Origin of the sequence: Vibrio sp. V15_P4S5T153, assembly GCF_963874485.1 — a bacterium.
Taxonomy (GTDB): domain Bacteria; phylum Pseudomonadota; class Gammaproteobacteria; order Enterobacterales; family Vibrionaceae; genus Vibrio; species Vibrio anguillarum.
Genome location: NZ_CAWNHR010000005.1, coordinates 16,344 through 30,876, shown reverse-complemented (window position 1 = coordinate 30,876; position 14,533 = coordinate 16,344). Strand labels below are relative to the sequence as shown.

The 14,533-nt window shown below is 43.8% G+C and carries 17 protein-coding genes; 1 reads left to right on the top strand and 16 read right to left on the bottom strand.

The features are described from left to right. Positions 1 to 657: 657 nt before the first annotated feature. The 13 genes from AACT42_RS01230 to AACT42_RS01170 form a co-directional block, all read right to left on the bottom strand. Complete coding sequence (locus AACT42_RS01230) at positions 658 to 1,131, bottom strand: SMI1/KNR4 family protein (RefSeq protein WP_094183040.1); 474 nt, start codon at positions 1,129 to 1,131, stop codon at positions 658 to 660. A 15-nt stretch (positions 1,132 to 1,146) separates the two neighbouring features. Next, positions 1,147 to 2,082, bottom strand: coding sequence for an RHS repeat-associated core domain-containing protein (locus tag AACT42_RS01225; RefSeq protein ID WP_217899767.1), 936 nt, complete (start codon positions 2,080 to 2,082; stop codon positions 1,147 to 1,149). 318 nt (positions 2,083 to 2,400) lie between these two features. Beyond that, complete coding sequence (locus AACT42_RS01220; protein WP_094183039.1) at positions 2,401 to 2,745, bottom strand: ankyrin repeat domain-containing protein; 345 nt, start codon at positions 2,743 to 2,745, stop codon at positions 2,401 to 2,403. 370 nt (positions 2,746 to 3,115) lie between these two features. Beyond that, complete coding sequence (locus AACT42_RS01215) at positions 3,116 to 4,105, bottom strand: hypothetical protein (protein WP_094183038.1); 990 nt, start codon at positions 4,103 to 4,105, stop codon at positions 3,116 to 3,118. After that, complete coding sequence (locus AACT42_RS01210; RefSeq protein WP_254918688.1) at positions 4,096 to 5,772, bottom strand: RHS repeat domain-containing protein; 1,677 nt, start codon at positions 5,770 to 5,772, stop codon at positions 4,096 to 4,098. The genes AACT42_RS01215 and AACT42_RS01210 overlap by 10 nt, the downstream gene beginning before the upstream one ends. Positions 5,773 to 6,248: 476 nt before the next feature. Further along, the gene (locus AACT42_RS01205) at positions 6,249 to 6,713 is read right to left on the bottom strand and encodes an SMI1/KNR4 family protein (protein WP_072612094.1); all 465 of its coding nucleotides are present in this window, start codon (positions 6,711 to 6,713) and stop codon (positions 6,249 to 6,251) included. Positions 6,714 to 6,723: 10 nt separating this feature from the next. Beyond that, positions 6,724 to 7,632 carry an HNH/ENDO VII family nuclease gene (locus AACT42_RS01200; RefSeq protein WP_254918687.1) on the bottom strand — a complete coding sequence of 303 codons (909 nt, stop codon included), beginning with the start codon at positions 7,630 to 7,632 and terminating at the stop codon, positions 6,724 to 6,726. A gap of 23 nt (positions 7,633 to 7,655) precedes the next feature. Continuing rightward, complete coding sequence (locus AACT42_RS01195) at positions 7,656 to 8,396, bottom strand: RHS repeat domain-containing protein (RefSeq protein WP_254918686.1); 741 nt, start codon at positions 8,394 to 8,396, stop codon at positions 7,656 to 7,658. A 451-nt stretch (positions 8,397 to 8,847) separates the two neighbouring features. After that, positions 8,848 to 9,309, bottom strand: a complete 462-nt coding sequence (locus AACT42_RS01190; RefSeq protein WP_094183037.1) for a hypothetical protein — start codon at positions 9,307 to 9,309, stop codon at positions 8,848 to 8,850. Beyond that, the gene (locus tag AACT42_RS01185; RefSeq protein ID WP_254918685.1) at positions 9,309 to 10,187 is read right to left on the bottom strand and encodes an RHS repeat-associated core domain-containing protein; all 879 of its coding nucleotides are present in this window, start codon (positions 10,185 to 10,187) and stop codon (positions 9,309 to 9,311) included. The genes AACT42_RS01190 and AACT42_RS01185 overlap by 1 nt, the downstream gene beginning before the upstream one ends. A gap of 23 nt (positions 10,188 to 10,210) precedes the next feature. Next, on the bottom strand, positions 10,211 to 10,945 hold the full coding sequence (locus AACT42_RS01180; protein ID WP_254918684.1) for an RHS repeat domain-containing protein: 735 nt from the start codon (positions 10,943 to 10,945) through the stop codon (positions 10,211 to 10,213). A 450-nt stretch (positions 10,946 to 11,395) separates the two neighbouring features. Next, positions 11,396 to 11,977: a hypothetical protein gene (locus tag AACT42_RS01175; RefSeq protein ID WP_094183036.1), complete on the bottom strand. Its 582-nt coding sequence runs from the start codon at positions 11,975 to 11,977 to the stop codon at positions 11,396 to 11,398. Between the two features lie 4 nt (positions 11,978 to 11,981). Beyond that, a complete protein-coding gene (locus AACT42_RS01170; RefSeq protein ID WP_254918683.1) occupies positions 11,982 to 13,079 on the bottom strand; it encodes an RHS repeat-associated core domain-containing protein in 1,098 nt (365 codons plus the stop codon). Positions 13,080 to 13,109: 30 nt separating this feature from the next. On the opposite strand from AACT42_RS01170, the gene AACT42_RS01165 reads away from it, so the two are divergent. After that, positions 13,110 to 13,286 carry a hypothetical protein gene (locus tag AACT42_RS01165; RefSeq protein ID WP_254918682.1) on the top strand — a complete coding sequence of 59 codons (177 nt, stop codon included), beginning with the start codon at positions 13,110 to 13,112 and terminating at the stop codon, positions 13,284 to 13,286. A 106-nt stretch (positions 13,287 to 13,392) separates the two neighbouring features. On the opposite strand, the gene AACT42_RS01155 is transcribed toward AACT42_RS01165, so the two are convergent. From AACT42_RS01155 to AACT42_RS01145, 3 genes are all read right to left on the bottom strand, one after another. Continuing rightward, the gene (locus tag AACT42_RS01155) at positions 13,393 to 13,857 is read right to left on the bottom strand and encodes an SMI1/KNR4 family protein (protein ID WP_094167916.1); all 465 of its coding nucleotides are present in this window, start codon (positions 13,855 to 13,857) and stop codon (positions 13,393 to 13,395) included. A gap of 7 nt (positions 13,858 to 13,864) precedes the next feature. Beyond that, positions 13,865 to 14,104: an HNH/ENDO VII family nuclease gene (locus AACT42_RS01150; RefSeq protein ID WP_217899766.1), complete on the bottom strand. Its 240-nt coding sequence runs from the start codon at positions 14,102 to 14,104 to the stop codon at positions 13,865 to 13,867. Between the two features lie 5 nt (positions 14,105 to 14,109). After that, a partial coding sequence (locus AACT42_RS01145; RefSeq protein WP_254918681.1) for an RHS repeat-associated core domain-containing protein occupies positions 14,110 to 14,533 on the bottom strand: 424 nt, incomplete at its 5' end.

Below are 14,533 nucleotides of genomic sequence, written 5' to 3'. Positions count from 1 at the left end.
ATTCGCTGGGTGCTTAAACACTCTTTTGCGATTCGCCTGCCTAATGGGTCATAACGGTAGCGGTACCGCCCACCATCGGGCAGTTCGATATGTGTGAGCCTGTCATCCCCATTCCAAACAAAACGGGTGGTTTTTGGGCGGAAGCCGTCTTGGTATTCGGTTTTCTCGACCACGCGACCACGCGACCACACCTATCGTAGTGATAACGGAATCGCCCCGTATCTAATACACGGCCAGCCTTATCGTATTGGCGAGATTGGCGTTTTACTCGTGCATCATCGAGCGAGACTACGATGCGGCATCATACTTGATAGTGGTCGACACGAGTAAGAATTGATGGGACAAGTGACCCAACGGATGGAGCGGATATGAGTTGTTAGTACAAAACAGGCGAAGCTCAACTTGAACAAACGTCGTATCCATTTACTTCGATTGGATAGCTAGCTTCCCGTCACCCATCTTTATCAGCACACCCTAACCTCAACAAACTATTTGCTTGCTGGCACTTGGCAAGTCCGGCTGTTCATTGTCAGGGCTCAAATCTATTCAAATGTCACTAACTACTGCCTAGATTAGGCCACTTACCTATCGTGACAAGGGCACGTGCTGTATAAGCAAGTGGCCTTTAGTAGTGCCTGTCCTTTTTATTTACTATTACTAATCATATGCTTCATCTTCATCAACCAATGAATTAATAAAATCTTCAAATGACTGACAAATAAATCTCTTATTTCTATTTATACTTTCGTGATTATCTAAATCTTCACACCATCTATCTACTGAATAAAAAAATATCTCATTAATTTTATTTATACAAATATAATTACCACCCCAATCAACAGCAAATGGTAATAAGTCACTCGGTAAGTAGTTTTTTCTCACTCCTTTCTGATATGTATCTTCAATATTATTTTCTGTGCCACATGGATATTTCACACACAAAAAAGAGGAAATACATATTGGATCAAATTCCTTATGAGCAGGAAAATGATTGGGGTTAGGAACCCCACCATTATTCTTTAAATAAAAATTCTTAAATTGTTCCGGGAGATCAAAACCTATTATTCCCTCCAAGTCAAAAAGGTCATCAAGAGCTATTGTTCTTCCCGTTCTCTCTAATTTTATGTTCATAATTATGCTCACTTGTTACTTACACTTTGGTGGTTTACCTTTCAGCCATCCTTTTTCTTCAGAGACAACGATGGCTTCTCTTGTATCGTATGTCACACCAAACTCTTTCTCATATTGAGAAACAGATCCACCATGAGGGAAAGTTGCTTCATGGGCTTCTCTCTTCACTAACTGCATAGTTGTGCTGCCTGTTTCTGGGTTAAAATCGTCAACATGGTGCCAAGTGTATCCTTCAGCATCTTTTCTAGTGATACCAGACTCTTTAAATGCTTGTGTAAAGTCTCTACCCCTAGCTCCCTGCATCTTTATTTTTACAATATTTTGTTGTCCACCTTTGATCGGGAACAAGTCGGGAGAATTAGTAAAATCAACACCTGGGTATCGTGATAGCCCCAACGGGTCAACCCAATCCAGCGGGTTAAACACATACGCCTGTGGCCTCAACCCGCCTGAAAACCCTATTGGGTCTGGGCTTAGGTACTGGCCACTGTCTGCATCGTAATAGCGATTAACGTTGTAGTAAAGGCCGGACTCGCGGTCTTCTATTTGCCCTTGGTAACGCAGGTCACAGTAGAGCTCATCATTCTGGGCGTTTTCTCTAAAACCATGATTAGGAAGCGCATTTCGTTGTTGGTAATGGCCCCATAAGGCTTGTTCACCTTGCCAAACGACCTCGCCATTTTCGCTGCACAGCTCCTGTGGCGTGCCTGCATGGTCTGTCACGATATAGTGTAACTGAGACGCTTGGTTGGCCTTATGTGTCACCTGCGCGAGGGGGCGGAAGCTCTCTGGCTCGTACAGGTATTCAATTTCCTGAATAACACTGCCATCAGCGGTCTTTTGGCTGTGCTGGACAATATTTGCCCCATCCCACAAATACTCAGTGATTCGCTGGGTGCTTAAACATTCTTTTGCGACTCGCCTACCCAACGGAATTGAAGGGACAGACACCACAAAGGATGAGGTAGGTATGAATTGCTAGTACAAAACAGGCGAAGCTCAAGTTGAACAAGCGTCGTATCCATTTACTTCGACTGGATAGCTAGCTTCCCATCCCCCATCTTTATCATCACGCCCTAATCCAAACAAAGAATCAATTTGTTAGCGCTTGGCAATTCCTGCTGTTCATTGTCAGAGCTTAATTCCGTGCCAATATTACTGGCTACTCCCTAGGTTGGACCACTTACCTATCGCGACAAGGGCAAACCAAAGCCTCGCGCTGTATAAACATGCGACCTTTATAATTAATAGTGCCTGTCCTTGTTATTTTTATTCCTCCGCACCATGAGCTATCAACAAATCAACAATATCTGAATGCTCATTTGCTTTAGCTCGCAATAGTGGAGTGCCTCCCTCCACGTCTTTAGCATTTACATCAGCACCGTTTTTCAAAAGATACTCTGCAACTTCGGTGTTCCCAATCATAGAAGCAATGTGTAACATAGTAACTAACATTGGCTTGTCAACCGCTTTGATCAGATCTGGATTTTGGTCAATCATGGTTATTGCCTTTTGAGACTGGCCAGACCAAACTAGACCTTCCGCTTCTTTAAAATTATTCGCATAACATGAAAATGATAATAATATAGAAAGTACAACTAACGTTTTTTTCATTTTATTTTCCTAGATATCAAAAAATATATTCTAAATTTGCCTGTTAGAGGGCGATACAAACTCGAAGACAACTAACTTACCGTCACCCATCTTTATCTATACGCCCTAATATCAACAAACTATCTGCTTGTTGGCGCTTGGTAATTCCGACTGTTCATTGTCAGAGCTTAGTTCCGTTCCAATATCACTGGCTACTCCCTAGATTTGGCCATTTACCTATCGTGACAAGAGCCAACCAAGGCATCGCGCTGTATTAGTAAGAGTTTTCTTCAGGAGTGCCTGTCCGTTTTATTTTAGTTTTTAATGAATAGCTAAATAATGGTCTAGGCTTTGAGGTTAGACCACTTTTAACGAAGCTTGGTAATAAATATTATAGAATTTTTGAGTACAGCAATGGGCTTACACTACTGGAATCATTATGCCTGATTAATAAATATGTTGGTATTGGAGAAAAGAATCCCAACTTCTCCCTTTCAGGTGTTACTAATTCATTCTTAACTAAAACCTTCGCACTAACATACTTCCCATCACCGAAAATTTTCAGCTTCGGCCAAGTTATAGAGTTGCAATGGTTCCAATTTCTAAGAGCTTGCCCAGGGATAATGGAAAGTTCGATAATGTCTTCTCTTAGATAGTGATTACCTTCGTAGCCGGAGTCATCACCATATATTGTGAAGTCGTTTTCAGAACGAACAAAGTAAGTCCATGGCGTTCCCCCCCAACATAAGATACCTAACCCTTCATCAAAAATACTTCCCGCCAACTCAGTTGTTGTAAATTCTTCGATTAAGTCATTACCAATATTCATGTCTGACTCATTAAAAAATTTATTAAGTTTATCAATGTCAGTTGCAAAAAAACCTAATTCATTGTAACTATCATAAACATACGACAGTTCATCAACTCTATTCAGCTCAAAATCACTACTACAAAATACAAATCTCAAACTTAGTATCTCAGATTCTCGAATAGCAGACTCTGACACAACTTCAGGAGACTTTTTAGCTACTTCTGGTGTTTGTATTTCAGCTAAAAGTTTGTAGTGGTACAGAACACCAGCATCCAAATTATTGATTACAACTCTAAGGTTCATCTCATCGTTACTGAAGATGACGGCCTCGTTCGAAACTGCTTCAAACACACCAATAAATACCTCAACAACAGAATTGCTGACATCTATCGCTGATTCATTTACAACCTCTGTTTCTAGAATACACTTTCTCCGGACACCCAGTTCTTGTATTTCACTAGAAACAACACTCCCACCTGTTGGCAAAAAAGTAGTGTTTTTCAGCAAGTCATTAATATCGTACAGATATGCGGCATCAATTTTTATGGACATTTTTTCTTCTATCCCCATTTTATAGTATGCTCCCAAGCTTCAGCTGGACTTACATTTTTAGCTATCAATTCACCTTTGTTCCCAGCTCCATCTATAAGATGCAAATCTCCTCTAATCCCACTTAGTTCGGGATTCTCATAATGAGCTTTGAGGCTTGCCATCCATTCATCTGGAGTAAGCTTTGCTTTATCAACTGACGCTGGCTTTACTAAAGGTTTAGTTTGGGTCCCAATACCGTTGTAACCATGCATAGCGCTATGCTCTAAACCAGTCCATTGATTATCATCCCAATACATGGCTGGCACCCCTTGCTGTGAGTTAAATGGTGATATTCCCATATGACTAGCAACAGAATGAGGAACCATATGGTGGCCCTGATTTACCGGATTATGCAGAGGCATTAACCCCAACGGGTCAACCCAATCCAGCGGGTTAAACACATACGCCTGTGGCCTTAACCCGCCCGCAAATCCTATCGGGTCTGGGCTTAGGTACTGGCCACTGTCTGCATCGTAATAGCGATTAACGTTGTAGTAAAGGCCGGATTCGCGGTCTTCTATTTGCCCTTGGTAACGCAGGTCACAGTAGAGCTCATCATTCTGGGCGTTTTCTCTAAAACCATGATTAGGAAGTGTATTTTGCTGTTGATAATGGCCCCATAAGGCTTGTTCACCTTGCCAAACCACCTCGCCATTTTCGCTGCACAGCTCCTGTGGCGTGCCTGCATGGTCAGTCACGATATAGTGTAGCTGAGACGCTTGGTCTGCCTTGTGCGTCACCTGCGCGAGTGGGCGGAAGCTCTCTGGCTCGTACAGGTATTCGATTTCCTGAATAACACTGCCATCGGCGGTCTTTTGGCTGTGCTGGACAATGTTTGCCCCATCCCACAAATACTCAGTGATTCGCTGGGTGCTTAAACACTCTTTTGCGATTCGCCTGCCTAACGGGTCATAACGATAGCGGTACCGCCCACCATCGGGCAGTTCGATATGTGTGAGCCTGTCATCCCCATTCCAAACAAAACGGGTGGTTTTGGGTCGGAAGCCGTCTTTGTATTCGGTTTTCTCGACCACGCGACCACACTTATCGTAGTGATAACGGAATCGACCCGTATCCAATACACGACCCGCCTTATCGTAGTGGCGAGATTGGCGTGTGACTCGTGCGTCATCGAGTGAGACAACATTGTTATCACCATATTCAGTGGCAAAGCCTTGTTGGTTAAGGTTGAGTTCACTGTCGTAACCAAACAGGTGGACAAAGCGGTACTGACTGTCCCAACCCTTTTGCAGGCGTTCGGCTTGAACTTGGCCATTGGCGTTTAGACTGAATCTCGAATTACCGCGTTTGGCATCATCAATGCCCACCAGCCTGTCTAGGGCATCGTATTGATACTGGCGTAAGCTATCACCATTTCTACCAAGCTGTTGTTGCAGCAGTAACCCTGTTTCACTCCATTGGTGATGAAGGCTAAAACCCTGCTCTGTGGCGCGAGTTTTCTCATGCCCACTGGGGTGATACGCAAATTGCAGCGGCGTATGCTCGCCTACAGACAGTTGCTGTAATTGGTGCTTAGCCCATTGATATTGTCGTGCGGTTTTGCTGCCTGATGAACCAATACGGCGGCCATGTTCGTCGTATTCATGAACGAGCGAGGTGCCGTTGAGGTTTTCTTCAAGGAGCAATCCTGATGGGCTGTAAGCAAAGAAAACCCATGCATCACCATTTTCGGTGTAGGTTAAGCGAGAGGCGGCGTCGTACTGGTCGTACTGATAGCGGTCGACACGCTTAAGAATTGAAGGGACAGGTACCCCAACGGATGGAGCGGATGTGAGTTGTTAGTACAAAACAGGCGAAGCTCAACTTGAACAAACGTCGTATCCATTTACTTCGACTGGATAGCTAGCTTCCCGTCCCCCCATCTTTATCATCACGCCCTAACCCAAACAAAGAAGCAACTTGTTAGCGCTTGGCAATTCCGACTATTCATTGTCAGAGGGTAAATCCGTTCAAACATCACTTGCTACTGCCTAGATTTGGCCCTTACCTATCGCGATAAGGACAAAGCAAGGCCTCGTGCTGTATAAGCATGTGGCCTTTATAGTGGTGCCTGTCCTTGTTATTTTCTTGTTAGTTTCCCTTAATTTAATTTTTCGTGAAACTACTCATTCAACTCACTGACAATTCTGAGTATCTCATCATATATAAATTCATGGAATGAATCAGATAGTTTAAACTTTTCTTTATCCCGCTTGTAAGATAGAGGAACTTCATAAACAGCCCCTTTACTTTCATCAGATACGTCTATACAAATGTTAGGACCATATCCTGAAGATTTTATTTTTATCATGTCACCAGATATGTCGCCCAGTTCTCGACTTGATAATGTTGCAAAGTATACAGAAGGTATACTTTTTGCGTTAATTCCTGAAGGGGTGACTCCATAAAACTCTTCTCCATCAAAAGATAAGAACCCAAACGTCTTTAAAAACTGCCTATAACTTTCGGGGAATTTTACATTTAGCCCGCGTTCAAACTCACAGATAGTTTTTTCAGTTACAGGGGAGGAACATTCAATCTCCCCCCCACTACTCTCCATTATTTTGACTAAATTTTCATAACTCATTATTTTCCCCTTAAGTAAAATCTCTTGCTCTGGCTTTCCAGTATCTTTTTTTCCACGAATTAAATGGACTACGATTCATTGACGGTGGTGCACTATTATAAGTTCTGCGTACTCCATCAGGCCCTACCCATGATTTATCCCATTGGTTTGAATAAAGGTGAAGGACTCTATCATGTGTAGAATGAAAAACGCCCCCAACCTCTGCCATAGGTCCCGGTTCATCTTGCGTCAGGTGATGTAAATTAATCTCCTGTCCATCGGCGCCTACTGGAGCGCTTCCTTTTTGCATTCTCTCCAAATTAGATTTACCTAAATCATCGATTCTATTTGGATCAATTAAATCATCCCTCTGGTATACTTTCCTACCTTCAACTTCTTTTGGCACCCACTTCGGACACCCTGCCAACCCCAACGGATCAACCCATTCCAGCGGGTTAAACACATACGCCTGTGGCCTTAACCAGCCCGCAAACCCGATTGGGTCTGGGCTTAGGTACTGGCCACTGCCTGCATCGTAATAACGATTAACGTTGTAGTAAAGGCCGGATTCGCGGTCTTCTATTTGCCCTTGGTAACGCAGGTCACAGTAGAGCTCATCATTGTGGGTGTTTTCTCTAAAACCATGATTAGGAAGCACATTTTTCTGTTGGTAATGGCCCCACAAGGCTTGCTCACCTTGCCAAACGACCTCGCCATTTTCGCTGCACAGCTCCTGTGGCGTGCCTGCATGGTCAGTCACGATATAGTGTAGCTGAGAATCTTGGTTGGCCTTATGCGTCACCTGCGCGAGTGGGCGAAAGCTCTCTGGCTCGTACAGGTATTCAATTTCCTGAATAACACTGCCATCGGCGGTCTTTTGGCTGTGCTGGACAATATTTGCCCCATCCCACAAATACTCAGTGATTCGCTGGGTGCTCAAACATTCTTTTGCGACTCGCCTGCCTAACGGGTCATAACGGTAGCGGTACCGCCATCGGGCAGTTCGATATGTGTGAGCCTGTCATCCCCATTCCAAACAAAACGGGTAGTTTTGGGTCGGAAGCCGTCTTGGTATTCGGTTTTCTCGACCACGCGACCACACCTATCGTAGTGATAACGGAATCGACCCGTATCCAACACACGGCCCGCCTTATCGTAGTGGCGAGATTGGCGTGTGACTCGTGCGTCATCGAGTGAGACAACATTGTTATCACCATATTCAGTGGCAAAGCCTTGTTGGTTAAGGTTGAGTTCACTGTCGTAACCAAATAAGTGTACAAAGCGTTGCTGACTTTCCCACGTCTTTTGCTGGCGGACGGCTTGAACTTGGCCATTGGCGTTTAGACTGAACCTGGATTTACCGCGTTTGGCATCGTCAATGCCTACGAGCCTGTCTAGGGCATCGTATTGATACTGGCGTAAGCTATCACCATTTCTACCAAGCTGTTGCTCTAGCAGTAATCCTGTGTCACTCCATTGGTGGTGAAGGCTAAACCCCTGCTCTGTGGCGCGAGTTTGCTCATGCCCACTGGGGTGATACGCAAATTGCAGCGGCGTATGCTCGCCTACAGACAGTTGCTGTAATTGGTGCTTAGTCCATTGATATTGTCGCGCGGTTTTACTGCCTGATGAACCAATACGGCGGCCATGTTCGTCGTATTCATGAACGAGCGAGGTGCCGTTGAGGTTTTCTTCAAGGAGCAATCCTGATGGGCTGTAAGCAAAGGAGACCCACGCATCACCATTTTCGGTGTAGGTTGCATCATACTGATAGCGGTCGACACGCTTAAGAATTGAAGGGACAGGTGCCCCAACGGATGGAGCGGATATGAGTTGTTAGTACAAAACAGGCGAAGCTCAATTTGAACAAACGTCGCATCCATTTACTTCGATTGGATAGCTAGCTTCCCGTCACCCATCTTTATCAACACACCCTAATATCAACAAACTATATGCTTGTTGGGGCTTGGAAATTCAGGATTTTCATTGTCAGAGCGTAAATCCGTTCAAACATCACTGGCTACTGCCTAGATTTGGCCACTTACCTATCGCGATAAGGGCAAACCAAGGCCTCGCGCTGTATAAGCATGTGGCCTTTATAGTAGTGCCTGTCCTTGTAATTACGTTGATTTCGCTTTCAAATTTCTAATATTCACTAAATATATTTGCACAGATCAATTTCTTTTAACTGCTCTTTGCACAGTGATTTTTGTAAAAACCCAAAAAAATCGTCATCCTCGACATCATGTGCATACAAATATATATTCTTACCCTCTCTAAGCATACACTCATTCAGATCTCTCAACAACCTTTGAATATCCTCTAAATAACTATCCCTTGAAGGTAAGTTCTCATCAAAATATGGAAAATCCTCAAAATCAGATATTTCAAAAAGTCCATATTCTGCGGTATTCCATAAATAATACTTAGCATCACAGCCAAATTCAGAGACCCAATTTTCTACTTCTCTGAATGTCGAAACACCAACTAAAACTTCAGGAAAATCATTTTCATCAAAAACTAGGGTAAACCCTATCGAGAATACACTAAGCCCCAAACTATCAATATAATCAGATAACAAAGCCTTCAATTCTTTAGTTTTAATTTCGTTTTTCATCAAAAAATAAAGCTCCCATCGGACAATGATTTAGCTATAGATTTTATTTCCAAAGCTGAGTACTTATTCACAATTCTTTCCCTCACTTCTTTTTTATATTTATTAGTGTGCACTCTAGAATGAGGAACACTGCTTAAGTCATACTGCTCCTTTACTTTTGTACTTGTTGGTAAGAATACACCGTTACTTGAGTCATTAATATCGACACCATATTTAGACAAATGCTCCCTCGTCGCAATCACATCAGGGTGAGTAGAGTTAGACATCACAATATGATGTGCTGAGTTCGGATAATCCGGTTCAACTTGACCATCAGAAAGCATATTTTTTCTCAATTTTGCTGCGTCACTGCCACACCCAGTCAACCCCAACGGGTCAACCCACTCCAGCGGATTAAACACATACGCCTGTGGCCTCAGTCCTCCCGCAAACCCGATTGGGTCCGGGCTTAGGTACTGGCCACTGTCTGCATCGTAATAGCGATTAACGTTGTAGTAAAGGCCGGATTCGCGGTCTTCTATTTGCCCTTGGTAACGCAGGTCACAGTAGAGCTCATCATTTTGGGCGTTTTCTCTAACACCATGATTAGGAAGCGTATTTTTCTGTTGATAATGGCCCCACAAGGCTTGCTCCCCTTGCCAAACGACCTCGCCATTTTCACTGCACAGCTCCTGTGGCGTGCCTGCATGGTCTGTCACGATATAGTGTAGCTGAGAATCTTGGTTGGCCTTATGCGTCACCTGCGCGAGTGGGCGAAAGCTCTCTGGCTCGTACAGGTATTCGATTGTCTGAATAACACTGCCATCGGCGGTCTTTTGGCTGTGCTGGACAATGTTTGCCCCATCCCACAAATACTCAGTGATTCGCTGGGTGCTCAAACATTCTTTTGCGACTCGCCTGCCTAACGGGTCATAACGGTAGCGGTACCGCCATCGGGCAGTTCTATATGTGTGAGCCTGTCATCTCCATTCCAAACAAAACGGGTGGTTTTGGGTCTGAAACCGTCTTTGTATTCGGTTTTCTCGACCACGCGACCACATATGTCGTAGTGATAACGGAATCGTCCCGTATCTAATACACGACCCGCCTTATCGTAGTGGCGAGATTGGCGTGTGACTCGTGCATCATCGAGCGAGACTACATTGCTATCACCATATTCAGTGGCAAAGCCTTGTTGGTTAAGGTTGAGTTCACTGTCGTAACCAAACAAGTGAACAAAGCGTTGCTGACTTTCCCACGTCTTTTGCTGGCGGACGGCTTGAACTTGGCCATTGGCGTTTAGGCTGAATCTGGATTTACCGCGTTTGGCATCGTCAATGCCCACTAACCTGTCTAGGGCATCGTATTGATACTGGCGTAAGCTATCACCATTTCTACCAAGCTGTTGTTGCAACAGTAACCCTGTTTCACTCCATTGATGGTGAAGGCTAAACCCCTGCTCTGTGGCGCGAGTTTGCTCATGCCCACTGGGGTGATACGCAAATTGCAGCGGCGTATGCTCGCCTACAGACAGTTGCTGTAATTGGTGCTTAGCCCATTGATATTGTCGTGCGGTTTTGCTGCCTGATGAACCAATACGGCGGCCATGTTCGTCGTATTCATGAACGATTGGGGTGCCGTTGAGGTTCTCTTCCAATAGCAGCCCTGATGGGCTGTAAGCAAAGGATACCCATGCATCACCATTTTCGGTGTAGGTTAAGCGAGAGGCGGCGTCGTACTGATAGTGGTCGACGCGCGTAAGAATTGAAGGGACAAATGCCCCAACGGATGGAGCGGATATGAGTTGTTAGTACAAAACAGGCGAAGCTCAAGTTGAACAAACGTCGTATCCACTTACTTCGATTGGATGGCTAGCTTCCCGTCCCCCATCTATATCAGCACACCCTAATAGCAACAAACTATCAACTTGTTCGCGCTTGGCAATTCCTGCTGTTCATTGTCAGAGCGTAAATTCGTTCAAATGTCACTGGCTACTGCCTAGGTTTAACCTCTTGTCTATTGTGACAAGAGCCAACTAAGGCCTCGCGCTGTATTAGCATGTGGCCTTTATAAATAGTGCCTGCCCTTGTAATTCTGTTAATTCATCTCAATTAATAAGATACATTTTCTTTTCATTAAAAAAGTAGTAAATATTAACCAACTCCAAACCATTCCTTTCAACAAAAAGAGTAGTTTCAATATATCCATTCTGACTTGAACGTACATTTATAGAATTAATCACCCCACCTTCATACACATATGAATAATATACTTTAACCTCATCATCAATATATATCGAAGCTATTAAATCATCAGAATCATCAACAATCAATTTACTACAATACAAAAAATCATAATATTTATCCACAGACACGGATATATTACTCTCTAAGTCTACATACTCTTTCCACTCTATGCTTCCTTTTTGCCCATAGCTGTTTATCAAAAACAATTTACCTTGTTCATTAAAGTTATACTCAAACGCGTTAGTTTTATTAACAGGTTCTTTAACAAGTGGAGCGGGCCTTAAACCTGACAACATAATTTTAAACGGGAGAAACTCTTTCGATGGTTGCACCGACCAGCTTACTGAATGAGCTTTCATACCATCAATTCTATTAATTACTGCATCAAACTTCCTGCCTTGAATATATTCAGCAAGCTCTGCAATACTTTTTTCAAAATCCATATTACTACCTCGCTAATGGGAATATTTTTCCAGTTGCAAGCTCATTTTTGAGCTCAGATAATCCTGAAAGGAAACTCCCTCTATCTCTAGCGTTGCTAAGTTTATTATATACATGCTGTTTATATGCTTTACCATGAACACCTTGCCCTTTATGCGCTGTTGCCGTCCCACCGGGAACCTGATCTGATACTTTATTCGGTAACCATATTCCATTGCGCTTGTCATTTATGTCTATATCAAGTTCTTTCATTTTCTCCCTCAATTCTTTCATTTTTGGATCTTGGGAGTTAGACATTACTATATGGTGAGCATCATGCTGACCTCCTCCAACTGGTTTAGGCCCCAGATTCGACGCCAGTTTTGCTGCGTCACTGCTACATCCAGCCAACCCCAACGGGTCAACCCACTCCAGCGGGTTAAACACATACGCTTGTGGCCTTAACCAGCCCGCAAACCCGATTGGGTCCGGGCTTAGGTACTGGCCACTGTCTGCATCGTAATAGCGATTAACGTTGTAGTAAAGGCCGGATTCGCGGTCTTCTATTTGCCCTTGGTAACGCAGGTCACAGTAGAGCTCATCATTCTGGGCGTTTTCTCTAAAACCATGATTAGGAAGCGTATTTCGTTGTTGGTAATGGCCCCATAAGACTTGCTCCCCTTGCCAAACGACCTCGCCATTCTCACTGCACAGCTCCTGTGGCGTACCTGCATGGTCTGTTACGATATAGTGTAGCTGAGACGCTTGGTTGGCCTTATGTGTCACCTGTGCGAGTGGGCGGAAGGTTTCTGGCTCGTACAGGTATTCGATTGTCTGAACAACACTGCCATCGGCGGTCTTTTGGCTGTGCTGGACAATGTTTGCCCCATCCCACAAATACTCAGTGATTCGCTGGGTGCTTAAACACTCTTTTGCGATTCGCCTGCCTAATGGGTCATAACGGTAGCGGTACCGCCCACCATCGGGGAGTTCGATATGTGTGAGCCTGTCATCCCCATTCCAAACAAAACGAGTGGTTTTTGGGCGGAAGCCGTCTTTGTATTCGGTTTTCTCGACCACGCGACCACACATGTCGTAGTGATAACGGAATCGGCCCGTATCCAATACACGACCCGCCTTATCGTAGTGGCGAGATTGGCGTGTGACTCGTGCATCATCGAGCGAGACTACATTGCTATCACCATATTCAGTGGCAAAGCCTTGTTGGTTAAGGTTGAGTTCACTGTCGTAACCAAACAGGTGGACAAAGCGTTGCTGACTTTCCCACGTCTTTTGCTGGCGGACGGCTTGAACTTAGCCATTGGCGTTTAGACTGAACCTCGATTTACCGCGTTTGGCATCGTTAATGCCTACGAGCCTGTCTAGGGCATCGTATTGATACTGCCGCAGGCTCGCTTTATTAGTTCCTAACTGCTGCTCAAGTAATAAAACCGTCTGTTCTAAGTTCAACATATTCTTCTAAGAAATTTTCAAAAGAATCATACATTATTCTATCAACTTTCTGCTTGAATAGGTTATAACTAACGATCTTACCAAATTCGTCGGGCAATAAGTTAATACACCAGCAAACTTCATCCTCCCTTAAATATATAACAGCTAAATAATCAGGTAATCCAAACTCGTTTCTACAATAAAATGTATCAAACAGTATGCTACCATGAGATTCTGCTAATGCATTATCAGCGATGATTCCTGATATCTCTTCCTCTACAGTGCCTCCTCCACCCACTAAGCGGAAAAATTCCTTTAATGATTCAGGAAGTATCGTTCCCAACTCTAACTCTAAGATTTCAATTTGCTCATCACTAGCCTGTCCTAGCCAAAAGACCTCATCATCAGTATTGTCATTTAAATAATCTATTAACTCAGCTATTGTTTTCATTATTACCTCACAAAAAATCTAAACTTCTACTTTTCCAGTAATCCTTTCTAAATCTATTATATTGATAATCTAACTTAGCATTGTTTCTGAAACTATTTCCATCCTCTATTAGCCCGTGTAGAGCTTTATGATGTTTTTTATGCGTAGATGAAACTACCTCAACCATCGGTCCTGGTTCTTTACCAATTATATGGTGTAAGTTCATTTGTTTTCCATCTGGACCAATCGGTGCATAGCCTTTTTTCATTAGATCTACGTTAGTCCAGCCATCCGCAACTTTACTTTTGACAGACGGATGAACCGAAGAATCAACAAACTCAGGTTTTCCCGGCAAAATATCTTCTGTATTTTTATAGACTTTTCTACCAAGCACCTCTTCCGGTTGATATTTTGAACTACACCCGCCAAACCCAGCGGGTCGACCCAATCCAGAGGGTTAAATACATACGCCTGTGGCCTTAGCCCTCCCGCAAACCCTATAGGGTCTGGGCTTAGGTACTGGCCACTGTCTGCATCGTAATAGCGATTAACGTTGTAGTAAAGGCCGGATTCGCGGTCTTCTATTTGCCCTTGGTAACGCAGGTCACAGTAGAGCTCATCATTCTGGGCGTTTTCTCTAAAACCATGATTAGGAGGCGTATTTCGTTGTTGGTAATGGCCCCATAAGACTTGCTCC